This is a genomic window from Streptomyces sp. NPDC048639 (assembly GCF_043199075.1).
Taxonomy (GTDB): Bacteria; Actinomycetota; Actinomycetes; order Streptomycetales; family Streptomycetaceae; genus Streptomyces.
The window spans coordinates 284039-309299 of sequence record NZ_JBICVP010000001.1 but is presented as its reverse complement, the minus strand read 5'-3'; the positions used below and the strand labels follow the sequence as shown (position 1 = coordinate 309299).

Here is a 25261-nt window from a genome sequence, read left to right as displayed (position 1 = left end):
GGCCCCCGGAAGGAGCCAGGGAGCGTGGCCGGACCGACGACCGCCGATCGTGGTGCCAGGAAGTCAGCGCCGTCCGGCCCGCCCCGGGTGCCCAGGAAACGGAAGTTCCGGTTCCTGTTGCCGGGTCGCCGCTTCCTCCTCGTGACCCTGGCCCTGGTGGTGCTCGTCGTCGCGGCCGGAGTCTGGGTCGTCTACGGCTCGAAGTGGTTGCGGGTGGACACGGTGAGCACCCGGGGAACCCGGGTTCTCACACCCCGTCAGGTGACGGAGGTGGCGGCCGTACCGCTCAACACCCCGCTCATGTCCATCGACACGGAGGGGATCGCTGCCCGGCTCCGCGCGAAGCTGCCGCGTATCGGCGCGGTGGACGTCGTACGGGTCTGGCCCGACGAAATCCGACTGAAAGTAACGGAGCGCAAACCGGAAGTCCTTATTGAAAAGGGCGGAAAGTTCATCGAAGTGGACAGTGGCGGAGTTCGCTTCGCGACCGTTCCCGAGGCGCCGAAAGGCGTTCCGCTTCTGGAATTGGATGCGAGCCGTTCGCCGAGTCTTCGGAGATTCGGCCCGGAGAGGCTCGAGCGGGAGGCGGTCCGGGTCGCGGCCGGACTCCCGGAGGTGATTCGACGTGACACCCGGGTCGTCCGAGTCAGTTCATATGACTCCATCACGCTGGAACTGACGGGGGATCGGACCGTGGCGTGGGGAAGCAGCGAACGCGGAGCCGCCAAGGTGGAGACACTTCTCGCACTCATGAAAACGGCGCGGGGCGCCGAGCACTTCGATGTCAGTGCTCCTACCGCCCCTGTGGTGTCAGGGAGTTGACGTTTGGAGCGGCGCGCCAGCACCCTGGTTGGCTAGCACATGGCGTGATCACATAGGGTGAAAAGAAAAACGGGAGGTTCGGCGTGTTCGTTGAACGCGCAGCACTTGTCGACTTAGTGTCTCGTTCGAAGAGTCCACAGGGCAGACACAACTGGTAACCCTAAACTTGACCGTTAGGGTTCGGGTCGGCTTTGGACCGTCCCAAATCGGCATGCGTCCGCGCTCCGCGAAAAATCGCGGGAGGCCGGACACGTAACTCGAGGCGAGAGGCCTTCGACGTGGCAGCACCGCAGAACTACCTCGCAGTCATCAAGGTCGTCGGGATCGGCGGCGGTGGCGTCAATGCCATCAACAGGATGATCGAGGTCGGTCTCAAGGGCGTCGAGTTCATCGCGATCAACACCGATGCACAGGCCCTGCTGATGAGCGACGCCGACGTCAAGCTCGACGTCGGCCGCGAACTCACCCGCGGACTCGGCGCCGGCGCCAATCCCGACGTCGGCCGCAAGGCCGCCGAGGACCACCGCGAGGAGATCGAAGAGGTCCTCAAGGGGGCCGACATGGTCTTCGTGACCGCAGGTGAGGGCGGCGGCACCGGTACCGGTGGCGCACCGGTCGTCGCGAACATCGCGCGCACGCTGGGCGCCCTGACCATCGGCGTGGTCACGCGCCCGTTCACCTTTGAGGGCCGCCGCCGCGCGAACCAGGCCGAAGACGGCATCGCGGGGCTGCGCGACGAGGTCGACACCCTCATCGTGATCCCGAACGACCGCCTGCTGTCGATCTCCGACCGCCAGGTGAGTGTGCTCGACGCGTTCAAGTCCGCGGACCAGGTCCTGCTCTCCGGTGTCCAGGGCATCACCGACCTCATCACCACTCCCGGCCTCATCAACCTCGACTTCGCCGACGTCAAGTCCGTGATGTCCGAGGCCGGATCCGCCCTCATGGGCATCGGCTCGGCCCGTGGCGACGACCGCGCCGTGGCCGCCGCCGAGATGGCCATCTCCTCGCCGCTGCTGGAGGCGTCCATCGACGGCGCCCGCGGTGTGCTGCTCTCCATCTCCGGTGGCTCGGACCTCGGTCTGTTCGAGATCAACGAGGCCGCTCAGCTCGTCAGCGAGGCGGCCCACCCCGAGGCGAACATCATCTTCGGCGCGGTCATCGACGACGCCCTCGGCGACGAGGTCCGCGTGACCGTCATCGCGGCGGGCTTCGACGGCGGCCAGCCGCCGTCCAAGAACCGCGACAAGGTTCTCGGTACGAGCAGCGGTCGCGAGGAGTCGTACCAGGGCGGCAACCGTCCGTCCTCCTCCGACACCGGCAGCCGCCCCTCCTTCGGAGGGCTGGGCGCCGTCGCCCCGCGCGACGCCGACGAGGCCGAGCCGGAGCGCAACGAGCCGGCCCCGGTCAGCGAGGTGCCGTCGCCTCCGGTCGCCCCGCCGCAGGTGCCGTCGGCCCGCCCGTACCAGGACAGCCAGGCCGAGGAGCTGGACGTCCCGGACTTCCTGAAGTAACCGGCCCGACGTGATAGGGCACCAGCATCGAACGAGCGGCGCGCACTTCGCCTTCACCGACCGGTGGGGCGGGGTGAGCGCCGCTCCTTATGAGCAGCTCAACCTCGGTGGCGCGGTCGGCGACGACCCCGGCGCCGTACGGGCGAACCGCGAACTCGTCGCGAAGGAGCTGGGCCTGGTCCCCGGCGACGTCGTCTGGATGAACCAGGTGCACGGGCGGGACGTGGCCGTCGTCGACGGTCCGTGGAAGCCGGACGAGAAGATCCCGAGCGTGGATGCGCTGGTGACCACCCGCCGCCGCCTCGGCCTCGCCGTTCTCACCGCCGACTGCACCCCCGTTCTGCTGGCCGACCCGGTGGCGGGCGTCGCCGCCGCGGCGCACGCCGGGCGTCCCGGCATGGTGGCAGGCATCGTCCCGGCGACCGTGGAGGCGATGTTCGCCCTCGGCGCGGAAGCGTCGCGGATCACCGCCGTCATGGGGCCGGCGATCTGCGGGCGGTGCTACGAGGTGCCGGAGGACATGCGGGCGGAGGTGGCGCGGGACGTCCCGGAGGCGTGGTCGACCACCAGCTGGGGAACCCCGGCTGTGGACGTCACGGCCGGCGTGGTCGCTCAACTTGCCCGGTTTGGCGTTGAGATGTGCGAGAAGAGTCACATCTGCACGCTGGAATCGACCGATTACTTCTCCTACCGGCGTGATCGCACGACCGGTCGGCTGGCCGGCCATGTCTGGCTGGACTGATGGGACTCGCATGACTGACCGCAGGGCTCAACTCGCCGAGAACCTGGCGCGGGTGGAGGAACGTATCTGCGCGGCCTGCGCCGCCGCGGGCCGCAAGCGGGAAGAGGTGACCCTCGTCGTGGTCACCAAGACCTACCCCGCGAGCGATGTCCGGCTGCTCGCGGAGCTGGGCGTGCGCCATGTCGCGGAGAACCGGGACCAGGAGGCGGCGCCCAAGGCGGCCGAGTGCTCCGGGCTCACCCTCGACTGGCACTTCGTAGGGCAACTTCAGACGAACAAGGCGCGTTCCGTGGTGAGTTACGCCGATATGGTGCAATCCGTGGACCGTAGGCGACTTGTCAACGCCCTCTCGGGTGCGGCCGTACGTGCCGGCCGCGAGGTCGGCTGTCTCATCCAAGTCGCCCTGGACGCAGGGGAAGGGGACGCCGTGGACAGGGGCGGGGCCGCGCCGGAGGAGGTGCCGGAGATCGCCCGCGCGATCGCCGGTGCGGAAGGGCTGCGCCTGGGCGGTGTGATGACCGTCGCACCCCTCTCCGGCGTGTACGAAGGCCGTCAACGGGCGGCATTCGAGAGGCTGATGGAAATCTCCGCACGCCTGCGCGTGGAGCATCCTGCTGCGAACATGGTCTCGGCAGGTATGAGCTCGGACCTCGAGGACGCCGTGGCGGCCGGAGCGACACATGTACGCGTCGGCACTGCGGTACTCGGAGTCAGACCCCGGCTCCGGTAACGTCGCCAAGCAAGTCGGACCACAGTAGAAAATATGGTCATTTCCGTCAATAGGCGGTCAGGCCGAGTGGATCCACGGCAACCGGTGACGGAGCCGATCCACCACAGAGCGGAGGACGCAGAGCATGGCCGGCGCGATGCGCAAGATGGCGGTCTACCTCGGCCTCGTGGAGGACGATGGGTACGACGGCCGGGGCTTCGACCCCGATGATGATTTCGAACCCGAGCCGGAGCCCGAGCGGCCTCGCCGACAACACCAGTCCCATCAGTCCGAACGGACACAACAGGACGAATCGGTACGTGTCGTCCATACCCCGGCTCCCCGTGAGCCATTGGCTCTTGCCGCGGAAAGCGGACGACCCGCGCGTATCGCCCCCGTGGCGTCCATCACACCTGAACGTCAGAATTTGGAGAAGAACGCCCCGGTGATCATGCCCAAAGTCGTGTCCGAGCGTGAGCCCTACCGCATCACGACTCTGCACCCCCGGACGTACAACGAAGCCCGTACCATCGGGGAACACTTCCGTGAGGGCACCCCGGTGATCATGAATCTGACGGAGATGGATGACACCGATGCGAAGCGACTTGTCGACTTTGCGGCTGGATTGGTGTTTGGTCTTCACGGCAGTATCGAGCGAGTGACGCAGAAGGTCTTCCTCTTGTCGCCTGCTAACGTCGATGTCACGGCGGAGGACAAGGCCCGTATCGCAGAGGGCGGGTTCTTCAACCAAAGCTGAGACGCAACACCGGTCACGAGGCCGCGAGGCCCGGCACGAGTAAGGGGAGAGGCACCGCGAGATGGACATCGCACTCCAGGTGATCTACATCGCGCTGTACTGCTTCCTCATCGTGTTGATCTTCCGGCTGGTCATGGACTACGTCTTCCAGTTCGCCCGCTCGTGGCAACCCGGGAAGGCCATGGTGGTGGTCCTCGAAGCCACCTACACTGTCACTGATCCGCCACTCAAGCTTCTGCGGCGGTTCATACCGCCGCTGCGTCTCGGGGGCGTGGCGCTCGACCTGTCCTTCTTCGTACTGATGATCATCGTCTACATCCTGATCACCGTCGTGAGCCGGCTGTGAACGATACGGTCTGCCGATATGCCGACGACTACGTTGAGGTGAAGAGATGCCGTTGACCCCCGAGGACGTTCGGAACAAGCAGTTCACGACCGTCCGCCTCCGAGAAGGCTATGACGAGGACGAGGTCGATGCCTTCCTCGATGAGGTCGAAGCCGAACTGACCCGGCTGCTGCGGGAGAACGAGGACCTGCGCGCCAAGCTGGCCGCAGCGACCCGTGCCGCCGCGCAGAACCAGCAGCAGGGTATGCGCAAGCCTCCGGACCAGCAGGACCGAGGCGGGGCCCCCGTGCCCGCCGCCATATCGGGCCCGCAGCCGGTGCCGCCGCAGCAGCAGATGGGCCCGCCCCAGCTGCCCGGTGGAGCACCCCAGCTGCCTGCCGGTCCCGGTGGCCACGGCCCCCAGGGGCCGCACGGTCCCGGTCCCATGGGCCAGGGCGGTCCCATGGGTGGTCCGATGGGCGGCCCCGGTGGTCCCGGTGGTCCGCACCTGCCGCAGCAGGGTCCCGGTGGCGACAGCGCCGCCCGCGTCCTCTCGCTCGCGCAGCAGACCGCGGACCAGGCGATCGCGGAGGCCCGTTCCGAGGCCAACAAGATCGTCGGTGAGGCTCGTAGCCGTGCCGAGGGCCTGGAGCGGGACGCCCGCGCCAAGGCCGACGCGCTGGAGCGGGACGCCCAGGAGAAGCACCGCGTCGCGATGGGCTCCCTGGAGTCCGCCCGCGCCACGCTGGAGCGCAAGGTCGAGGACCTGCGCGGCTTCGAGCGGGAGTACCGCACGCGTCTGAAGTCGTACCTGGAGAGCCAGCTCCGTCAGCTCGAGAACCAGGCCGACGACTCGCTGGCTCCGCCGCGGACCCCGGCCACCGCATCCCTGCCGCCGTCCCCGTCGATGGCGGGTGCAGGTGCCGGCATGGGCGGCCACACCATGGGCGGCAACCAGTCCATGGGCGGTCACGGTCACGGCCACGGCCCGGGTGGCGGTGGCCCGTCGTACGGCGGCCAGCAGCAGATGTCCCCGGCGATGACGCAGCCGATGGCGCCGGTGCGGCCGCAGGGCCCGCAGCCGATGCAGCAGGCACCGTCCCCGATGCGGGGATTCCTCATCGACGAGGACGACAACTGACGGAACATCGCGCAATGAGCGCGTAGCAGTCGGCAGATCAAGGGCCGGGCCCCGGGGCGAATCCCGGGGCCCGGCCCTTTTCTGCGCTAACGTCCCCACCATGGGCGACGGCTACCAGCAGGCGAGCGCCGAGACGCGGCGGCGATGGGGCATGCTCGCGGAGGATGTGTCGACCGAGCTGGCCGCGGCGGGGCTGCCGGTCGTTCCCGGGATGGACGCACGCGTCAGCGCGGGCGTCCGCGTGGCGATCGACCCGGGAAGTGACGCCACCGGAGGCGTCTACGTGGAGTGGCGGATCCATCCGTGGCTGTCGTCCGCGATCACTCGGTGCACTCTCCAACACCAGGCCGAGGCACCGGTGGTGCGCTACGGGGCCCATGTTGCGGATGTGATGCGGGAGGCGATCCGCCAGATCCTCACCACGGGCGGCTTCACCGTGTACGAGAGCCCCAACGCGCTTGTCGCGCACATGCTCTACGTGGCGTCCGGTCCCCGGGGCACGCTCTCGGAGCGCCTCCAGCTCGGCTGAGGCCCTCGGGCGTACGGGACACGTACGGGACACGTACAGGACCACGTACTGGATACGTCGGGATACTGATGCGAGGAGGCGGCGCGCCCCGGCCGGGACGCGCCGCCTCCTCGCTCCGTGCTACGCCTCGGTCTTGCGGAGGCGGAAGGTGAGGCCGAGGCCCGCGTCCTCGAACGGGTCGCCGTACGAGGAGTCCGCCTCACCCGGTGCGAAGTCCGTGGCGAGCACCTCGTCGGAGATGAGCGCGGCGTGGTCCGCGAGTGCCGTACGGACCTCCTCGTCCGCGGACTCCCAGCGCAGCGCGATCCGGTCGGCCACGTCGAGACCGCTGTTCTTGCGCGCCTCCTGGATCAGCCGGATCGCGTCACGGGCCAGCCCCGCACGCCGCAGCTCCGGGGTGATCTCCAGGTCGAGCGCCACGGTCGCACCCGAGTCGGAGGCCACCGACCAGCCCTCGCGCGGGGTTTCGGTGATGATGACCTCCTCCGGCGAGAGGGAGATCGTCCCGCCGTCCACCTCCACCGATGCCGTGCCGTTGCGGAGCGCGATCGACAGCGCGGCGGCGTCCGCCTCGGCCACGGCCTTCGCGACCGCCTGGACTCCCTTGCCGAACCGCTTGCCCAGCGCGCGGAAGTTGGCCTTGGCCGTGGTGTCGACCAGGGATCCACCGACCTCGGACAGTGAAGCGAGTTCGCTGACGTTGAGCTCTTCGGCGATCTGGGCGCGCAGTTCGGCTCCCAGGGCCTCGAAGCCGGCCGCCGCGACCAGGGCACGGGACAGCGGCTGACGGGTCTTCACACCCGACTCGGCACGCGTCGCACGCCCCAGCTCCACCAGCCGCCTCACCAGCACCATCTGGCGCGAGAGTTCGGGGTCGATGAGCGCGGTGTCGGCGGCCGGCCACGGCGACAGATGCACCGACTCGGGTGCGTCCGGCGTCACCGGAACGATCAGGTCCTGCCACACCCGCTCCGTGATGAACGGGACGATCGGCGCCATCAGTTGGGTGATCCGCTCGATCACCTCGTGAAGCGTCCGCGCCGCGGCCTTGTCGCCCTGCCAGAAGCGACGGCGGGACCGGCGTACGTACCAGTTGGACAGATCATCGACGAAGGCGGACAGCAGCTTGCCGGCGCGCTGGGTGTCGTACGCCTCCAGGGCCTGGGTGACCTGGTCGGTGAGAGCGCCCAGTTCGCTCAGCAGCCAGCGGTCGAGCAGCGGGCGCTCGGCCGGGGCCGGGTCGGCGTCGCTGGGTGTCCACTGGGACGTCCGGGCGTACAGCGCCTGGAAGGCGACCGTGTTCCAGTACGTCAGCAGGGTCTTGCGGACGACCTCCTGGATGGTTCCGTGGCCCACGCGGCGGGCCGCCCAGGGCGAGCCGCCGGCCGCCATGAACCAGCGGACCGCGTCGGCCCCGTGCTGGTCCATCAGCGGGATCGGCTGGAGGGTGTTGCCCAGGTGCTTGGACATCTTGCGGCCGTCCTCGGCGAGGATGTGGCCGAGGCAGACCACGTTCTCGTAGGACGACTTGTCGAAGACGAGCGTGCCGACCGCCATCAGCGTGTAGAACCAGCCGCGGGTCTGGTCGATGGCCTCGGAGATGAACTGCGCCGGGTAGCGCTTCTCGAAGATCTCCTTGTTGCGGTACGGGTAGCCCCACTGCGCGAACGGCATCGAGCCCGAGTCGTACCAGGCGTCGATCACCTCGGGGACCCGCGTCGCGGTCAGCGAGCAGCCCTCGGCGGTGCAGGTGAAGGTGATTCCGTCGATGAACGGGCGGTGCGGGTCCAGGCCGGACTGGTCGGTGCCGGTCAGCTCGGACAGCTCGGTGAGGGAGCCGACGCAGGTGAGGTGGTCCTCCTCGCAGCGCCAGATCGGCAGCGGTGTGCCCCAGTAGCGGTTGCGGGAGAGCGCCCAGTCGATGTTGTTGTTGAGCCAGTCGCCGAAGCGGCCGTGCTTGACCGCCTCCGGATACCAGTTGGTGTGCTCGTTCTCCCGGAGGAGGGCGTCCTTGATCGCGGTGGTGCGGATGTACCAGGACGGCTGCGCGTAGTAGAGCAGCGCGGTGTGGCAGCGCCAGCAGTGCGGATAGCTGTGCTCGTACGGCAGGTGCTTGAAGAGCAGGCCGCGGGTGTGCAGATCGGCGACCAGCGCCTCGTCGGCCTTCTTGAAGAACTGGCCGCCGACGAGGGTGATGTCCTCCTCGAAGGTGCCGTCGGGGCGGACCGGGTTCACCACCGGCAGCCCGTACGCGCGGCAGACCTTGAGGTCCTCCTCACCGAAGGCGGGGGACTGGTGGACCAGGCCGGTGCCGTCGTCGGTGGTCACATACTCGGCGTTGACCACGAAGTGGGCGTTCTCGATCTCGACGAGCCCGAAGGGGCGCTCGTAGGTCCAGCGCTCCATCTCGCGGCCGGTGAACGTCTGCCCGGTGGTCTCCCAGCCTTCGCCGAGCGCCTTCTCCAGCAGCGGTTCGGCGACGACCAGCTTCTCCTGGCCGTCCGTCGCCACCACGTACGTCACGTCGGGGTGGGTGGCGACCGCGGTGTTGGAGACCAGAGTCCACGGGGTCGTCGTCCAGACGAGCATGGCCGCCTCGCCCGCGAGCGGGCCGGAGGTCAGCGGGAAGCGGACGTAGACGGAGGGGTCGACGACCGTCTCGTAGCCCTGCGCCAGCTCATGGTCGGACAGGCCCGTGCCGCAGCGGGGGCACCAGGGGGCGACGCGGTGGTCCTGGACGAGCAGACCCTTGCCGAAGATCTCCTTCAGCGACCACCAGACCGACTCGATGTACTCCGGGTCCATGGTGCGGTAGGCGTCGTCGAGGTCGACCCAGTAGCCCATGCGCGTGGTCAGCTCGGCGAAGGCGTCGGTGTGACGGGTGACCGACTCGCGGCACTTGGCGTTGAAGGCGGCGATGCCGTACGCCTCGATGTCCCGCTTGCCGGTGAAGCCGAGCTCCTTCTCGACCGCCAGCTCGACCGGCAGGCCGTGGCAGTCCCAGCCGGCCTTGCGGCCGACGTGGTAGCCCTGCATGGTCCGGAAGCGGGGGAAGACGTCCTTGAAGACGCGGGCCTCGATGTGGTGGGCCCCGGGCATGCCGTTGGCGGTCGGGGGGCCCTCGTAGAAGACCCACTCGGGGCGGCCCTCGGTCTGCTCCAGGCTGCGGGAGAAGACCTTGGCCTCGCGCCAGAAGTCGAGCACGGCGTGCTCGAGCGCGGGCAGGTCGACCTGGGCGGGCACCTGGCGGTACTGCGTCATCGGATCTTCCTCCGGCGGACATCACGTCTGTAGAAAAATGCAGTCCGTCGGAGGGACGAGAGCACGGGCTCCCGCGGTACCACCCTCCTTGGCGGTGAGCACTGCTCTCACCGCCCCCTCATTGGGGCCGCGAAGCCGGTTCTACTCGCTCGCGGACCGCCGGCCACTGGGCCGCTGCCGCGGAGCTTTCTTCCGGCGACTCCGGGGTGATCTTCACGTCGCGCTCGCCCCCGGGCTCGCACCGTCCCCGGGTCGCTCATGGCTGCGTACGGCGCTACTCGTCCCCTTCCACGCCTTTCGCTGCGCCCAGTGTACGGGGCATCGCCCACCGCGGCCGACCGGATTTCCCGTGACCCGAATGGCGACATGGCGCACGACGGAGTCCGGGCGGCGGATTACGGCGCGGGGAGTGGGGCACAACGGATGCAGACCCGCCCGGATGGTGTGGCAGCGGTGGTTTGCCCCGTTGCCGCCGTCCTGGAGTCGATTTATCGTCCCAGCACGACTCGCGTGCAAGATCACATATGTGAAGGGGCCGCGACCATGGTGGCGAAAAAGTCCGCCGTGAAGAAGTCGGCGTCGGCCGGATCGCCCGGCACGCCGTCCAGGAAATCGTCGGCGAGGAAGAGCACCGTGAAAACGACCACGCGAGTAGCGAAGACGGCGACGGAGAAGAAGCCGCAGGGAGCGGCGGCCACGACCGCGCCCCCGAAGAAGTCGGCTGCGAGGAATGCCCTGGCGAAGAAGACCGCCGTGACGACCGGCTCCAAGAAGACGGCACCGAAGAAGACCGCGCCGAGGAAGACGGCGGCCCGGGGCTCCGCATCCGATCAGTCCGAGCCGGAGAAGCCCGGCTCGGAGCCGGTCACCGCGGCCGAGGAGCTCACGCCGGGCACCTCCGGGACCGGGAGGACCGCGGCCAGGGCCACGGCGAAGAAGACTGCTGCGAAGAAGAGCGCGGCGAAGAAGAGCGATACGAAGAAGACCACGGCGAAAAAGACGGCCACGAAGAAGACCGCCGCGAAGAAGACCGCACCGAAGGCCGCGGCCGAGGGCAAGGCGGCGCCGGTACAGGAAGCCGTGGAGGAAAAGGCCGGAACCGCGGTGCCGGCGAAGTCCGCGGCCCGGAAGTCCACGGCGAAGAAGGCCGCATCGGCGAAGAAGGCGGCATCGGCGAAGAAGGCGGCGCCGGCCGCCCGCAGACCCGCCGCGAAGAAGACGGGAGCCGGATCGGTGGCTGCGAAGAAGACCGCGGGCCGGGCGTCCGCCGCGGCGAAGGCCCCCGCGGCCGCCGCTTCCACCGCGTCCCCCGCGCTCGCCACCAAGGCTGCGCCCGGCGATCTCGCCGTACGCCCCGGAGAGTCCCCCTGGACACCGGAGGAGGTGGCGGCGGCCCGCGACGAGCTGCGCGAGGAGGCCGAGCGCCTGCGCGACGAGCTCCTCGCCTCCGATGCGGCGATCACCGGCCTGATGCGCGACTCCGGCGACGGCGCCGGGGACGACCAGGCCGACACCGGCACCAAGAACATCACCCGCGAACACGAGCTGTCGCTCGCCGCCAACGCACGGGAGATGCTCATGCAGACCGAGCGTGCGATCGAGCGCCTCGACGCCGGCACCTACGGGCTCTGCGAGTCGTGCGGCAACCCGATCGGCAAGGCGCGGATGCAGGCCTTCCCGCGCGCGACCCTGTGCGTGGAATGCAAGCAGAAGCAGGAGCGGCACTGAGTGGCCGCACGTGTGTGCCGTACTCTCGTCCTCAGTTCGGCCGGGCACGTTCCGGCCCGGGGACACAGGCTGAGGGACTGACGTGGCAGAGGCGGAGCGGACGATCGGTACTCCAGGGTTCGAGGAGGGGGCGCCGGAGCCGGACCAGGTCGGGGAGCCCGCGTCCAAGGGCAGGCGGCGGATCGCTGTCCTGCTCGGGGTCGCCGCCTTCGCGTACGCCCTGGACCTGGTCAGCAAGATGATCGTGGTGGCCCGGCTGGAGCACCATCCCCCGATCGAGGTCGTGGGCGACCTGCTCAAGTTCGAGGCGGTGCGGAATCCGGGTGCCGCGTTCGGCATCGGCGAGGCCCTGACCATCGTCTTCACCGTCATCGCGGTCACGGTGATCGTCGTGATCGCACGGATCGCCCGCAAGCTCTACAGCGTGCCGTGGGCCATCGCCCTCGGACTGCTGCTCGGTGGTGCCTTCGGCAATCTCACCGACCGCATCTTCCGCTCGCCCGGGCTCTTCCACGGCGCCGTGGTGGACTTCATCGCGCCTGCCCACTTCGCGGTGTTCAACCTCGCCGACTCCGCGATCGTCTGCGGCGGCATCCTGATCGTGATCCTCTCCTTCCGCGGACTCGACCCGGACGGCACCGTCCACAAGGACTGAGCCGGGCGGGCACGAACGGCACCGGTCGGAGCCGGTCGTCCGGGGGCGTACGAGCGGGTGTGCGAGTAGGCGTACGAGTCGCTGCCCGCAGTCCGGCATACTCGACGGGTGAGCACGCTTCCCGAGATCCGCACACTGCCCGTACCCGACGGCCTGGAGGGTGAGCGCGTCGACGCCGCCATCGCCCGCATGTTCGGCTTCTCCAGGACCAAGGCCGCCGAGCTCGCGGCCTCGGGGAAGGTCCAGGTCGACGGCGCCACCGCGGGCAAGTCCGACCGCGTGAGCGGCGGTGCCTGGCTCGAGGTGGAGATGCCGCAGGCCGCGCCGCCCGTCCAGATCGTCGCCGAGCCCGTCGAGGGCATGGAGATCGTGCACGACGACGACGACATCGTCGTGATCATGAAGCCCGTCGGCGTCGCCGCCCACCCCAGCCCCGGCTGGAGCGGCACGACCGTGATCGGCGGGCTGGCCGCGGCCGGCTACCGGATCTCCACCTCGGGTGCCGCCGAGCGCCAGGGGATCGTCCACCGCCTCGACGTCGGTACGTCGGGCCTCATGGTCGTGGCGAAGTCCGAGCGCGCGTACACCACTCTCAAGACACAGTTCCGGGAGCGCACGGTCGACAAGCGCTACCACGCCCTCGTCCAGGGCCACCCGGACCCGCTGAGCGGCACCATCGACGCCCCCATCGGGCGCCACCCCCAGCACGACTACAAGTGGGCCGTGACGGCCGAGGGCAAGCCGAGCGTCACGCACTACGACCTGATCGAGGCGTTCCGCTCCGCCAGCCTCCTCGACATCAAGCTGGAGACCGGCCGCACCCACCAGATCCGGGTCCATATGGCCGCCCACCGCCACCCCTGCGTCGGCGACCTCACCTATGGCGCCGACCCCACCCTCGCCAAGCGGCTGAAGCTCGGCCGCCAGTGGCTGCACGCGGTGAGGCTCGGCTTCGAGCACCCGTCGGACGGAAGCTGGGTGGAGTTCGAGAGCACCTACCCGGAGGACCTGCAGCGGGCGCTGGACATCGTCCGCTCGGAAAGCGCGTGACCGCGGGCGCGTCCTCCCTGTCCGATGCGTCAACTCCCGGGGCACCGCGCGGGCTGCCGTACGAGGCGCGGGTCGCCGAGGGCGACGGCGACCGTGACGCCTGCTTCGCGGTGCGCACGGAGGTCTTCGTCGGCGAGCAGGGCGTGCCCGCCGCGCTCGAGTCCGACGCGGACGACCGCGGCGCCGTGCACGTCCTGGCCGTCGGCCCCGACGGGCCGCTGGGTGCCGGACGGCTGCTGCACGGTCCGCCCGCCGCGGCCAGGAACGGCGGTGACGAGCGCGTCGGCGTGCTCGGCCGCCTCGCCGTCACGCGAGCGGCGCGGCGCCTGGGGGTCGGCGCCGCGCTGGTGCGGACCATGGAGGGGGAGGGACGGCGGCTCGGCCTGAGCGCCATCGACCTGCACGCGCAGGAGTCGGCGACCGGCTTCTACGAACGGCTGGGGTACACGGCCTACGGCGAGGAGTTCCGGGAGGCGGGCATCGCCCACCGGTCGATGCGCAAGCCGCTCCAGCCGTAGGCGAAGCCGCCGTACGCCGCGTCGCGAAGAACCGTTCGGCCGCATCCATGTGAATCGCTCCCGGGCAGTGCCTGGGGAAGCCGGCGGGGCGAAGCCTCGGCCGGACGGACGCCGGGATGGGGCAACTGAGGCGCCCGGACGCCCGGACGCCCGGACGCCCGGACGCCTGGACCCGTGATCCCCGGCTCGCGTCCGTCCGGCGCCCGAGCCGTAGGGGGCCGAATCCGAGCCGCGCTGAGCAACCCGTACTGGTGGGACCGCGTCCGCGGACCGGACGCCGGGGCGGTCCGTTCCGCGCCCATGGCACGCTTGGTCCGCTGATCATCCGTTCCTGACCTCCCGGAGCGTGCCGACCGTGGACCAACTGGCCCTGCTGTTCGCCCTGCTCCTGGGAGCCCTGGTCACGGTCCCGCTCGGCGAGCGGCTCGGCGTGCCCCCGCCGGTGCTCATGACGCTCGGCGGGATCGTCAGCGCGCTGCTGCCGTTCGTACCGAACGTCGAGGTGCCGCCCGAGTTGATCCTGCCGCTGGTCCTCCCGCCCTTGCTGTACGCGTCCGTGCAGCGCACGTCCTGGCGGCAGTTCGCGGCCAACCGGAGGCCGATCTTCCTGCTGGCCGTGGCGCTGGTGTTCGTCACCACGGCCGCGGTCGCCGCGGTCGCGCACGCCGTCGTCCCGGGGCTGCCGATCGCGGCCGCCTGCGTGCTCGGCGCGCTCGTCGCACCGCCCGACCCGGTGGCCGCGACCGCGGTGGCCGGGAAGCTCGGGCTGCCGCGCCGTATGGTGTCGATCCTCGAGGGCGAGGGCCTGTTCAACGACGTCACGGCCATCGTGCTCTACCACGTGGCGCTCGGCGCCGCGGTGGGCGGCACCTTCTCGGTGCCGGGGGCGATCGGTGAGCTGGTGCTGTCCGCGGTGGTCGCCGTGGCGGTCGGCCTGGGCCTCGGCTGGGCGACGCACAGGCTCATGGCGGTGCTGGGCGAGGCCACGCTGCAGATCGGCCTGACGCTTCTCGTGCCGTTCGTCTCGTACGTCCTCGCCGAGGAGTTCGAGGGGTCGGGCGTGCTCGCCGTCCTCACCACCGCGCTGTTCCTCGCGGAGTACGCGATGGACCCCGACGACGTCGTCGGGCGGCTCGCCGGGGACACCTTCTGGAACGTCGTCGACACCCTGGTCACCGGTGTCGCCTTCGGCCTCATCGGCCTGGAGCTGCACAACGTCTTCGGTACCGCGACGGGCCGTTGGGGCCAGATGCTCGGTGCGGCCGCCGCCGTGGTCGGGGTCGTCATCGTGGTCCGGCTGCTGTACCTGCTGCCCGCCGCCTGGGCCGCGCGGCGCATGCACCGCCGCTCGGACGTCGAGGAGGACATCCCGCTGACCTGGCGGGAGACCGTGATCATGTGGTGGGCCGGGATGCGCGGGGTCGCCTCGGTCGCACTGGCGCTCGCGATCCCCTTCACGGTCGACGACGGCGGGGGGTTCCCCGCCCGTGACGAGATCGTCTTCATCGCGTTCGGCGTCGTGCTCACCACCCTGGTGCTGCAGGGCCTGACCCTGCCCTGGCTCGTCAACCGGCTCGACGTACGCCATGACACCGACGTCGAGCGCGAGCAGGAGCGCCGTCTGGCTGTCCGTGTCGCCAAGGCGGCCAAGCGGCGGCTGCGCGAGATCGAGGAGGTCGAGGAGCTGCCGGAGGAGTTGTCCGAGCAGATGCTCCGCCGCGCCTACGACCTGGCCTCCCGTATCTCGCCCGACATCGTCGACGAGGAGCGGCGCGAGTCCCACCGCAAGCGCACCCAGCGCGTCCGGCGGGTTCAGCGGATCCAGGGCGAACTGCTGTCGGCGGCCCGCCACGAGGTGCTCGCGGCGCGCAGCGAACCGGGCGCGGACCCCGAGGTCGTGGACCGCGTCCTGCGCCAGCTCGACATGCGGAGCCTGCGCAGCGGCCCGCCGTAGGATCGGAGACCTGATCTCTACGGATCGCTGGGATCTCTCAGGACGAGGAGATGGGCAAGGATGTCGCGCACAGTCGTCATCAGCGGTGGCGGTACGGGGATCGGGCTCGCGACGGCGAGGACCTTCGCCCGGGACGGCGACAGCGTGGTGCTCATCGGGCGGCGCGCGGATGTCCTCGAACGGGCCGCGGCGGAGATCCCGGGAGCGTTCCCCTGCCCCGCCGATCTGACCGATCCGCATGCGGTGGCTCGCGCCGCGCACCTCGTGTGCGAGGAGTTCGGCGCCGTCGACGTCCTCGTCAACAACGCGGGCGGCAACGGCGGCCTCGAAGCCCCGGCTGGTGCCGAAGACCCGCTGGCCGCCACCGCCTACGACTGGACGCTCAACTTCCGCCTCAACGTCCTCACCGCCGTGCTTCTTACCGAGGCGCTCCGCGACCACATGGCCTCGCCCGGCGGACGGGTGCTCTTCCTCAGCTCGATCGCAGCCCTGCGCGGGTCCGGCGCCCATGCGTACGGCTCCGCCAAGGCGGCGCTGCACCCGTACGCGTTCGCGCTCGCACGGGATCTCGGGCCGCGCGGCGTGACCGTGAACCTCGTCGCGCCGGGCTACGTCGAGGAGACCGGGTTCTTCGGCGGCGAGCTGCCGGAGGAGCGGCGCCGCAAGGTGATCGACGAGACGCTCAACCACCGGGCCGGACACCCGGGAGACGTCGCCGGGACGCTGCACTGGCTCGCCTCCCCGGCGGCCGACCACATCACCGCCCAGGTGATCCACGTCAACGGCGGTGCGGAGCGCGGGCGTTAGCCGGCCTCCGGGGCAGTCCGCCCTGGCGAGAGCCGGGGGCAGCCCGGCCGCGGAGGAGACCGCGCCGGCCCGACCGGCCGTGCGGGGACGTCAGCGGAAGGCGCCGTCCCCCGCGCTCGTTCCGCCGGGACCGTCCTCCCCTTCGTCCTTCTTGTGCTCCGGACCGCGCGAGCCCGTGCCGTAGGTCTCCTGCACCGTGGCCGTGACAATGCGCGGCAGTGCGTACGGGTGCTCCTCGCGCAGCCAGGCGACCATCCGCTCCCGCACCTCGCAGCGCACCGCCCACACCGTGTCCGCGTCCCGGGCCGTGACCAGGGCGCGCACCTCCATCGTGGTCGGGGTGGTGTCGGTGACGACCAGGCTCCAGTCGCGCCCGTCCCAGGCCGGGCACTCCTGCACGATCTCGTGCAGCCGCTCCCGCATGAGGTCGACCGGCGCGGCGTGGTCGAGCTGGAAGAAGACGGTGCCGGTCATCTGCGGGCCGCCGCGCGACCAGTTCTCGAACGGCTGGCTGGTGAAGTACGAGACCGGCATGGTGATCCGGCGCTCGTCCCAGGTCTTCACGGTCAGAAAGGTGAGCGTGATCTCCTCGACCGTTCCCCACTCGCCGTCCACCACGACCGTGTCGCCGATGCGGACCATGTCGCCGAAGGCGATCTGCAGCCCAGCGAAGAGATTGCCCAGGGTGGACTGGGCGGCGATACCGGCGACGATGCCGAGGAGACCGGCCGAGGCGAGCATGGAGGCGCCGACCGTCTGCATGGCCGGGAAGGTCAGCAGCATCAGGGCGATGCCCAGCACGCCGACGACCGCGGTCACCACGCGCTGGATGAGGGTGACCTGCGTGCGGACCCGCCGTACGCGGGCGGCGTCCCGGGTCCCCGTCGCGTACTTCGAGTACGCCGACTCCACGATCGCCGCCGAGATCCGGATGAGCAGCCAGGCCGTCGCACCGATGAGGGTGATCGTCAGTGCCTGGCCGATGCCCTTGCCGTGCGCGCGGGCGATGTGCGCCTGATCGTAGGTGCTGCGCACCAGGGCGGCGCACAGCACGACCTGGAGGGGTACTCTGCACCGGCGCAACAGGCCCCACAGCGGGGTCTCCGGGTGCCTGGCGTCGGTTCTGCGCAGAATTACGTCGACGATCCAGCCGATGACGACGGTCACTGCCACCGAGCCGCCGAACACGAGCACCGGACGCAGCACGTCCTCCATGGACACTTCAGCTCCCTTCGGGTGGTCGGCCGGGCGCCGTCATGGCACCCACGGCTGTCCACGTACCCACGAAGGTAGCTGGCACGATGTGAGATGAGAGATACACCGAGAGGGAAGTGACCAGCCGTGGCGTCCTCGACAATCGTCCTCTTCCACTCGGCCTACGGGCTGAGGCCCGCGGTGCACGCGGCGGCCGACCGCCTCCGGGCGGCGGGCCACGAGGTGCATGTGCCGGACCTGTACGACGGCCTCATCGCGGAGACCGTCGAGGAGGGCATGGAGATCAAGGACGAGATCGGGCAGCACGAGCTGCTCAAGCGCGCGATCACGGCCTCGGCGCCCTTCTCCGAGCGGGGCCTGGTCTACGCGGGCTTCTCGCTCGGGGGCTCGATCGCGCAGAACCTGGCGATAGCGGACGGCAAGGCGCGCGGGCTGCTTCTGCTGCACGGCACCTCCGACCTCGCGGAGAGCGCCTCGGTCGACGAGCTTCCGGTGCAGCTCCATGTCGCCGACCCGGACCCGTTCGAGCCGGACGATTGGCTGAACGCGTGGTATCTGAGGATGCGGCGGGCCGGCGCGGAGGTCGAGGTGTTCCGGTACGCCGGTGCCGGCCACCTCTACACCGACCCGGATCTGCCGGACCACGACGCGGAGGCGGCGGAGGCCACGTGGTCGGTGGCGCTGGGGTTCCTGGACGAGCTGTAACGACGAGCGGTGGGTGCGGTCGGGCGGGGCCGGTCCGTTCCGCCTGTCCGTGGTCCCCGGGCGCGCACGGTCGCGAACGCACGGCTGCCTGCCGCACATGGCGTGTGCGGCAGGCAGCGATGGAGAAGGGGTGCGTGTCAGACGGTGATCAGCTCGCGCGGTAGGCCAGCCAGGACTCCGTCATGCGCTCCACCTGACCCGGCGTGAACTGCGTCATGCACGAGTCGTACGTGTAGTCCATGAAGTTCTTGATCGGGTCCAGGCCCTCCGCGCCGCAGGTGTCGCGGCCCACCGGGCACTCGAAGGCCGGGCTCGCCTCGGCCGGAGTGTCGGCGACCATGTCGCCGGTGTCCGAGCAGCCGTCCTGGAAGGTGTGCCACAGGCCCATCCAGTGGCCGACCTCGTGGGTGGCGGTGTCACCCTCGTCGTAGTTGGTCGCCGAGCCGCCCGGCAGGGACTCGTCGAGGACGACGACACCGTCCATCTTCGGGTCGTCCGGGTACCAGTCGGGGAAGGTCGCCCAGCCGAGCAGACCGCCGCCGAGGTCCGCGGAGTAGATGTTCAGGGCGCTCGAACCGCCCTTGCGGAGCTTGGTCTTCATGGCGCGCTCCTGGGCGCCGTCGGGCTCGAGCTGGTTGTACCACTCGGCATTGTCCGTGTAGTCGGTCTTGACCAGCTTGAACTTGAACTGGCTGGCGGTGTTGCCGTCGCCCTTGCCCGCGAACGCCTCGTTGAGCACGGTCATCTGACCGTCGACGTCGGCCGCGGTCAGCTTGCCGGTGGCGCCGTCGTGGACGACGTGGAAGTACACGGGGATGGTGGTGGCGGCCGCGGCCTTCGCCGCCAGCATCCGGCCCTGCGGGGACTTACGGAGCTGCTCGACCCTGCGGTCGAGTCTCTTGTCCATGGCCTTCGCCTCGGCGGCGCTCACCTCGCCGGGCTCGTGCGCACCGGGTCTGCCGTACTTGCTGTTCGGGTCGGCCACGCGCGCCGCGGCGCCCGCAGCGCTTCCGTCGGCACAGTTTTCGGCCGTGGCCGCAGCCCTCTCCTGGGGCGCGGTCGCAGCGCCGGCAGGAGCGGACAGCGGGGCGAAGGCCATGGCCCCCGCCACCAGAGCGGTGCCGATGAAGCGGTTGCGAAGGCGCGGGGATATACGGGCAGTTGGGCGCATGTGGGCTCCTCGCCAGCACGGTGACGGGTGGAATTTCCGCCCGTCGCCGGGAGATTACGAGGCTGTGTCAGATCTTCAGCAGATTCGATCTGGCCCAATCAATAAGTGGGGCAATTGTGGACGTTGGTGAGAGATCTTCTGACAACTTCCCCACTATGAGACACATCGGTTACGACGGAAGTAGCGGAGGTGAGTGGCATGCCCCGGTTTGTTCCCGGAACGCACCACTCACCGCGACCGCTCAAGACCTGTCGTATACGAGATTGATATGGCCGAAAGTTTGCCCTTAGCGGACCGGAGAGTCGACCCTTTCGACCTTCTGAGTACCGGACTTGGTCCGATATGAACGTTTCCACTCCGCCGAGGCGTCGCGGTCGCTCTTGTCGGAGACCACGTAGTAGTCCATCTGCGTCCGCTCGGCGGTGACGTCGAGGACGCCGTAGCCGTGCGAGTCCAGGTCCACCCACTTCACGTGGCGGTTGGCCGCCTTGATGATCCCCGCGGCGACGAGCGAGACCGTCTGCGCAGGTACGTGCAGGATGTCGTCCAGGTTGTCCGAGGTCACCGACGTCACCACGAACTCCGTGGCCGCGGACGCCGAGAGCGGGTACGTGGCCGCCTTCACCGGCACGTCGTTCGCCCAGGCCATGTGGATGTCGCCGGTCAGGAAGACCGTGTTGGTGATGCCCCGGTCGCGCAGATGCGCGATCAGTTCGCGCCGGTCGTCGGTGTAGCCGTCCCACTGGTCGTTGTTGAACGCCAGTCCCCCCTTGGGCAGCCCCAGCAACTCGGCTATCGGCTCCAGCAGATGAGCCGGCAGGGAGCCGAAGGCGAACGGGGAGATCATCACCGAGGTGCCGACCAGCTTCCACGAGGCGTCGGAGGAGGCCAGCCCGTTCTTCAGCCAGTCGAGCTGGGCCCGGCCGGTGATCGTACGGTCCGGATCGTCGACGCCGCCGCTGCCGGTCTTCGCCTGCTCCGACCGGAACGAGCGCAGGTCGAGCAGATGCAGATCGGCGAGCTTGCCGAAGCGCAGCCGCCGGTAGGTGGTCCCCTCGGTGGAGGTGCGCACCGGCATCCACTCGAAATACGCCTGCTTGGCGGCGGCCATGCGCTGAGCCCAGGCGCCCTCACCGTCCGCGGTGTGGTTCTCGGCCCCGCCGGACCAGGCGTCGTTGGCGAACTCGTGGTCGTCCCAGATCGCCACCACCGGGTGCACGGCGTGCAGCGTCTGGAGGTCGGGGTCGGTCTTGTACGTGGCGTGCCGGACGCGGTAGTCGGTGAGGCTGACGATCTCGTGGACGGGGGAGTGGGGACGGACGACGTACTTCGGCTCGGGGTACTGGCCGGTGCCGTACTCGTAGATGTAGTCGCCGAGGTGGAGCACCGCGTCGAGGTCGGTGCGGGCGGCGAGATGGCGGTACGGGGAGAAGTAACCGGACTCCCAGTTGGCGCACGAGACCACCCCGAACCGGACGGAGTGCGCGGCGTCGTCGTGCGCGGGCGCGGTGCGCGTCCGGCCGACGGGGGAAGTGGAATCGCCGTGGCTGAACCGGAAGAAGTACGCGGTGGCCGGGCGCAGTCCGCGGACGTCGACCTTCACGGTGTGGTCGGACGCGGCACGGGCGCTCGTACTGCCCTTGGCGACGACCTTGGTGAAGGACTTGTCCTCGGCGATCTGCCAACCGACCGTGACCTCCGGCCCCTGGCCGGAGCCGGGCATGGCCTCGGGAGTGGGCGTGACACGGGTCCACAGGAGCACGCCGTCGGGGAGGGGATCGCCCGATGCGACGCCGTGCAGGAAGACGGGGGCCGCGTTGTTGGCGGCCATGGCGCTGGCGGTTCCGACAAGCGGAATCAGCGCGGCGGAGGCGGCAGCGGCCTTGACGACCGTGCGGCGCGTTGTGTTGTTAGGTAGGAGATCGGTCACGGCCGATCAGATTACTGGCGCGTACGGTCGTTGGGGAGTGTGTTGCCGCCCCCTTCTTGTCGTGTTCACCGCAGGGGCACCCGGGCGTCCGGAACGACGCCCGAATACGCTCGTGGCCCCCGGCACTTGAGAGTGCCGGGGGCCACGATGAGCGACCGTCGGTCTCGGAGGCAGAAGGCCTCGCATGCCACTCGCCGCATGGTGGACGCATCCCCTTCACGCCCGCCGCACGCCAAGAGCCGCCTCTCGCGGCGATCCGTTCGCGCAGGGCGGTCGAGCCGAGCGACATGCGGTGAACGCGAACGGGCGGAGCCGCGTTGATGAACGGCGACTCCGCCGGCGTCGCAGGGTCAGCCCTTCTGCTGGAGCGCCTTCTCGTATGCGGCGTCGAACTGCTCGGGCGTCACGATGGGGGTGCCCTCTTGGGCGCCCTCGACCGTCATCTTCACCCCGTTGACCTTGAAGCTCGGTGTGCCGGTCACGTCCTTGGCGTCGTTGAAGCGGTCCTTCATCGCCAGTGCCCACCTGTCGTAGGTGCCGCCCTTCACCGCCTTCTCGAAGGCCGCGTTGCCCTTGAGCGCATCGACCTTCTTGGCGATCTTCAGCAGGTAGGCGTCGTCGGCGAACTTGTCCTCGGTCTCCTCCGGGTGGTTGCCGGGGGCGAACAGCGCCTTCTTGTACTCCAGGAAGGCATCGGGGCCGACATTCAGAGCTGCTCCCAGCGCGCTGAGAGCGTTCTTGGAACCGGACCCCTTGATCTGCGGGTTCTCATCAAGGAAGGCACCCAGGGTGAACTGCAGCTTGTACTTGCCGTCCTTCACGTCCTTGGTGACCTTGTCCCCGGAGGCCTGCTCGAAACTCGCGCACACCGGGCAGCGCATGTCCTCGTACACCTCGACGGTGTTCTTGGCCTTCTTGTCGCCTATGACGACGACCGTGCCTTTGTCACCGGAGGTGTTGGCCGGCTTCGCGAAGGATTCCTTCTTCGCGGCGGCCACCCAGTCGTCGTTGCTGACCTTGCCGCTTCCGCCGCCCATGTTGCTGACGGCGATGCCGATACCGGCGGCTATGCCGAGGACGGCGACGATCGAGCCGCCGACGACGAGCTGGCGGCGGATCTTCTCGCGCTTCGCCTGGCGGGCGCGCTCCTCGCGGAGGCGCTCGCGCGCGGCTGCCTTGTTGGCCTTGCTGTTGCGGTTGCTCATGAGGTTCCTTCTGCTCCGTGATGGTGGGGGGACTGCTGTGCCGGGTGGGCTCCGAGAGGTCTCAGAGGGCCACGGGGCACGGCGGTCCGCGCCGCAGTACGGAGTGGGCGAGCAGCGGCTGGACACGGGTGGCCGGCGCCCGCCGTACGGTGCCGAACGCCCGGCGCGCGGGGCCGTTCTGCGCTCGTACCGTCGCGAAGGCGATCAGCAGCGGCCGGAAGGCGAAGGCCCCGAGCGCGCGCAGCAGGCGCACCAGGGCGCTCTCGCCCCGCCGCAGCCAGGCCGCGGCGACGAGGCCGACCGCGACATGGGCGGCCAGCAGCAGCCAGGGGGTGGCCGGGTCGCTCGCGGCCGTCAGCGTCGCGGCGGGCTGCCGGCTCGCCATGTGGGCGAGCGGTGTGCCGAAGTCGCCGCCGCTGCACAGCAGATCCACGCCGACCGAGCGCAGCGAGCCGGCGACCGGACCGCCGGCCTGGCCGTAGCAGGCGTGCTGGCCGGTGGTGAAGACCGTGTCCGCGGCCAGCTCCAGCGGGATCAGCAGGGCGGCGATGGCGCCGTATCCGCGCTCGCGTCCGGCCAGGGCCCATGCGATGGCGAAGACGCCGACGGAGAGCCCGGCGACGGTGGTGACCGGGAGCGGGACACCTGAGAGCAGGACGTGCGAGGCAGCCGACAGCGTGACGCACAGCGCCGTGAACAGCGCTGCGCGCAGTGTTCTCAACTGAGCCCCGGATATGTCCATCGCCGCAGAGTGTGCCATGCCCGCTGGTAAGGGGCGACTAAACGAGCCCTCGGTTTCCCAGGGGCCCGTCGTCGGCGCTCCCGTGGCGTACGCGGTCCTGCGCGTGGGCCGCGTCACAGGGCCCGTTGTCCGCGGGAGCCGCCCGTCGGCGGAGGCTCCCGCGTCCCCGGCCGGGGAGGCTGCCAGGCGGCCCCGGCCCCGGCCTGCCGCAGTCCCCGGAACGCCGGAGCCCCCGGAACGCCGCTGCTGTGGGCCGATGGCCGCCGCCCTTCAGGGCCCGTGGCTGGAGCCCCAGGGCGGCTGCAGCCCCCGGAACCTCCGCTACAGCCCCGGGATCCGGCCGTTCCGGAACAGGTCCACGAAGATCTGGTGGTCCGCCCGGGCCCGCGTCCCGTACTCGTGCGCGAAGTCGACAAGGAGCTGGGCGAAGCCGTTCTCGTCCGCCGCGATCGCCGCGTCGATGGCGCGCTCCGTCGAGAACGGGACCAGCGAGTGCCCGCTCTCGTCGTCCGCCGCCGCGTGCATCGTGGCCGTGGCCCGCCCGAGGTCGCCGACGACCTCGGAGATCTCGCCCGGGTCGTCGAGGTCGGACCAGTCGAGGTCCACCGCGTACGGCGACACCTCGGCGACGAGCTGGCCCGAGCCGTCCAGCTCGGTCCAGCCCAGCCACGGATCGGCGTGGGCCTGCAGCGCCCGCTGCGAGATGACCGTGCGGTGCCCCTCGTGCTGGAAGTAGGAGCGGACCCGCTCGTCGGTGATGTGCCGGGAGACCGCCGGGGTCTGCGCCTGCTTCATGTAGATCACGACATCGTTCTCCAGCGCGTCGCTGTTGCCCTCCAGCAGGATGTTGTACGAGGGCAGGCCCGCGCTGCCGATGCCGATGCCGCGGCGCCCGACGACGTCCTTGACGCGGTACGAGTCGGGCCGCGCGAGGCTGGACTCCGGCAGCGTCTCCAGATAGCCGTCGAACGCGGCCAGCACCTTGTAGCGCGTCGCGGCGTCGAGCTCGATGGCGCCGCCGCCGGGGGAGAAGCGGCGCTCGAAGTCCCGGATCTCGGTCATGGAGTCCAGCAGCCCGAAGCGGGTCAGGGCGCGGGCGTCGCGCAGCGCGCCCAGCAGCGGCCCCTGGGCGGTGTCGAGCGAGTAGGGCGGCACCTCGTCGTTCTTGGCGCCGGTGGCCAGCGCGTGGATGCGCTCGCGGTACGCGGCGGCGTAGGTCCGCACCAGATCGCTGATCATCTCGTCGCTGAGCGCCTTGGTGTACCCGATCAGGGCCACGGAGGCGGCGAACCGCTTCAGGTCCCAGGTGAAGGGGCCCACGTACGCCTCGTCGAAGTCGTTGACGTTGAAGATCAGGCGGCCGTTGGCGTCCATGTACGTGCCGAAGTTCTCGGCGTGGAGATCGCCGTGGATCCACACCCGGGCGGTGCGCTCGTCCAGATACGGGCCGCTGTCCCGCCCGCTCTCGAGGTCGTTGTAGAACAGGCAGGCCGTGCCGCGGTAGAAGGCGAAGGCGGAGGCCGCCATCTTGCGGAACTTGACCCGGAACGCGGCCGGATCGGCACTCAGGAGCTGCCCGAAGGCGGTGTCGAAGACGGCGAGGATCTCCTCGCCGCGCTGCTCGGCCTGGTCCGCCGTGTCCTGCTGGGACGACATCGTGGTGCGCCTCCTGGTGCCTTGTGGAGAGGGTCTGCTTCCGGCTGTTCCAACGCGCGAGGGTACCCGCGAGTGCCCGTGAGCTGTCAGTGCGGAGGCATAGACTTCGAGCCCGAAGCCCAACC

General features: G+C 69.9%; 23 protein-coding genes. 15 read left to right on the top strand and 8 right to left on the bottom strand.

Translation table 11 applies throughout. The features are described 5' to 3' along the window. Positions 1-24 precede the first annotated feature (24 nt). From ACGFNH_RS01335 to ACGFNH_RS01300, 8 genes are all read left to right on the top strand, one after another. Positions 25-822, top strand: coding sequence for a cell division protein FtsQ/DivIB (locus ACGFNH_RS01335; RefSeq protein ID WP_393650902.1), 798 nt, complete (start codon positions 25-27; stop codon positions 820-822). Positions 823-1100: 278 nt separating this feature from the next. Beyond that, on the top strand, positions 1101-2336 hold the full coding sequence (gene ftsZ, locus ACGFNH_RS01330) for a cell division protein FtsZ (RefSeq protein WP_393650901.1): 1236 nt from the start codon (positions 1101-1103) through the stop codon (positions 2334-2336). A 10-nt stretch (positions 2337-2346) separates the two neighbouring features. Then, positions 2347-3078, top strand: coding sequence for a peptidoglycan editing factor PgeF (pgeF, locus tag ACGFNH_RS01325; RefSeq protein WP_393650900.1), 732 nt, complete (start codon positions 2347-2349; stop codon positions 3076-3078). A gap of 10 nt (positions 3079-3088) precedes the next feature. Continuing rightward, positions 3089-3808 (top strand): YggS family pyridoxal phosphate-dependent enzyme, encoded by a 720-nt coding sequence (locus ACGFNH_RS01320; RefSeq protein ID WP_393650899.1) that lies wholly within the window; start codon positions 3089-3091, stop codon positions 3806-3808. Positions 3809-3932: 124 nt separating this feature from the next. Beyond that, positions 3933-4544, top strand: a complete 612-nt coding sequence (locus ACGFNH_RS01315; RefSeq protein WP_393650898.1) for a cell division protein SepF — start codon at positions 3933-3935, stop codon at positions 4542-4544. A gap of 61 nt (positions 4545-4605) precedes the next feature. Beyond that, the gene (locus ACGFNH_RS01310) at positions 4606-4890 is read left to right on the top strand and encodes a YggT family protein (RefSeq protein ID WP_365256042.1); all 285 of its coding nucleotides are present in this window, start codon (positions 4606-4608) and stop codon (positions 4888-4890) included. 46 nt (positions 4891-4936) lie between these two features. Then, on the top strand, positions 4937-6010 hold the full coding sequence (locus ACGFNH_RS01305; protein WP_393650897.1) for a DivIVA domain-containing protein: 1074 nt from the start codon (positions 4937-4939) through the stop codon (positions 6008-6010). Between the two features lie 100 nt (positions 6011-6110). After that, positions 6111-6539 (top strand): hypothetical protein, encoded by a 429-nt coding sequence (locus tag ACGFNH_RS01300; RefSeq protein ID WP_393650896.1) that lies wholly within the window; start codon positions 6111-6113, stop codon positions 6537-6539. Between the two features lie 120 nt (positions 6540-6659). On the opposite strand, the gene ileS is transcribed toward ACGFNH_RS01300, so the two are convergent. Together ileS and ACGFNH_RS01290 are read right to left on the bottom strand one after the other, a co-directional pair. Beyond that, positions 6660-9800, bottom strand: a complete 3141-nt coding sequence (ileS, locus tag ACGFNH_RS01295; RefSeq protein WP_393650895.1) for an isoleucine--tRNA ligase — start codon at positions 9798-9800, stop codon at positions 6660-6662. A gap of 518 nt (positions 9801-10318) precedes the next feature. Next, positions 10319-10447, bottom strand: coding sequence for a hypothetical protein (locus ACGFNH_RS01290; protein WP_393650894.1), 129 nt, complete (start codon positions 10445-10447; stop codon positions 10319-10321). Between ACGFNH_RS01290 and ACGFNH_RS01285 the strand changes: the two genes are divergently transcribed. From ACGFNH_RS01285 to ACGFNH_RS01260, 6 genes are all read left to right on the top strand, one after another. After that, a complete protein-coding gene (locus tag ACGFNH_RS01285) occupies positions 10434-11528 on the top strand; it encodes a TraR/DksA C4-type zinc finger protein (protein WP_393650893.1) in 1095 nt (364 codons plus the stop codon). The genes ACGFNH_RS01290 and ACGFNH_RS01285 overlap by 14 nt on opposite strands. An 82-nt stretch (positions 11529-11610) precedes the next feature. After that, positions 11611-12183 (top strand): signal peptidase II, encoded by a 573-nt coding sequence (locus ACGFNH_RS01280; protein ID WP_393650892.1) that lies wholly within the window; start codon positions 11611-11613, stop codon positions 12181-12183. 108 nt (positions 12184-12291) lie between these two features. Next, on the top strand, positions 12292-13233 hold the full coding sequence (locus ACGFNH_RS01275; protein WP_393650891.1) for an RluA family pseudouridine synthase: 942 nt from the start codon (positions 12292-12294) through the stop codon (positions 13231-13233). A gap of 53 nt (positions 13234-13286) precedes the next feature. Continuing rightward, entirely contained in the window at positions 13287-13751 is a 465-nt protein-coding gene (locus ACGFNH_RS01270; protein WP_393651464.1) for a GNAT family N-acetyltransferase, read from the top strand. Between the two features lie 355 nt (positions 13752-14106). After that, a complete protein-coding gene (locus tag ACGFNH_RS01265; RefSeq protein ID WP_393650890.1) occupies positions 14107-15705 on the top strand; it encodes a Na+/H+ antiporter in 1599 nt (532 codons plus the stop codon). Between the two features lie 60 nt (positions 15706-15765). Beyond that, positions 15766-16512: an SDR family NAD(P)-dependent oxidoreductase gene (locus ACGFNH_RS01260; RefSeq protein WP_393650889.1), complete on the top strand. Its 747-nt coding sequence runs from the start codon at positions 15766-15768 to the stop codon at positions 16510-16512. A 90-nt stretch (positions 16513-16602) separates the two neighbouring features. Here ACGFNH_RS01260 and ACGFNH_RS01255 read toward each other — a convergent pair whose 3' ends face one another. Continuing rightward, entirely contained in the window at positions 16603-17727 is a 1125-nt protein-coding gene (locus ACGFNH_RS01255) for a mechanosensitive ion channel family protein (RefSeq protein WP_393651463.1), read from the bottom strand. Positions 17728-17853: 126 nt separating this feature from the next. On the opposite strand from ACGFNH_RS01255, the gene ACGFNH_RS01250 reads away from it, so the two are divergent. After that, a complete protein-coding gene (locus ACGFNH_RS01250; RefSeq protein WP_393650888.1) occupies positions 17854-18432 on the top strand; it encodes a dienelactone hydrolase family protein in 579 nt (192 codons plus the stop codon). A gap of 148 nt (positions 18433-18580) precedes the next feature. Here ACGFNH_RS01250 and ACGFNH_RS01245 read toward each other — a convergent pair whose 3' ends face one another. From ACGFNH_RS01245 to ACGFNH_RS01225, 5 genes are all read right to left on the bottom strand, one after another. Beyond that, positions 18581-19603: a zinc metalloprotease gene (locus tag ACGFNH_RS01245; protein ID WP_393650887.1), complete on the bottom strand. Its 1023-nt coding sequence runs from the start codon at positions 19601-19603 to the stop codon at positions 18581-18583. Positions 19604-19889: 286 nt separating this feature from the next. Beyond that, positions 19890-21533, bottom strand: a complete 1644-nt coding sequence (locus ACGFNH_RS01240) for an alkaline phosphatase D family protein (RefSeq protein ID WP_393650886.1) — start codon at positions 21531-21533, stop codon at positions 19890-19892. Between the two features lie 350 nt (positions 21534-21883). After that, positions 21884-22738: a thioredoxin domain-containing protein gene (locus ACGFNH_RS01235; RefSeq protein WP_393650885.1), complete on the bottom strand. Its 855-nt coding sequence runs from the start codon at positions 22736-22738 to the stop codon at positions 21884-21886. 61 nt (positions 22739-22799) lie between these two features. Further along, entirely contained in the window at positions 22800-23480 is a 681-nt protein-coding gene (locus ACGFNH_RS01230; protein ID WP_393650884.1) for a hypothetical protein, read from the bottom strand. Between the two features lie 321 nt (positions 23481-23801). Next, positions 23802-25136, bottom strand: coding sequence for a DUF2252 domain-containing protein (locus ACGFNH_RS01225; protein ID WP_393650883.1), 1335 nt, complete (start codon positions 25134-25136; stop codon positions 23802-23804). Positions 25137-25261 lie beyond the last annotated feature (125 nt).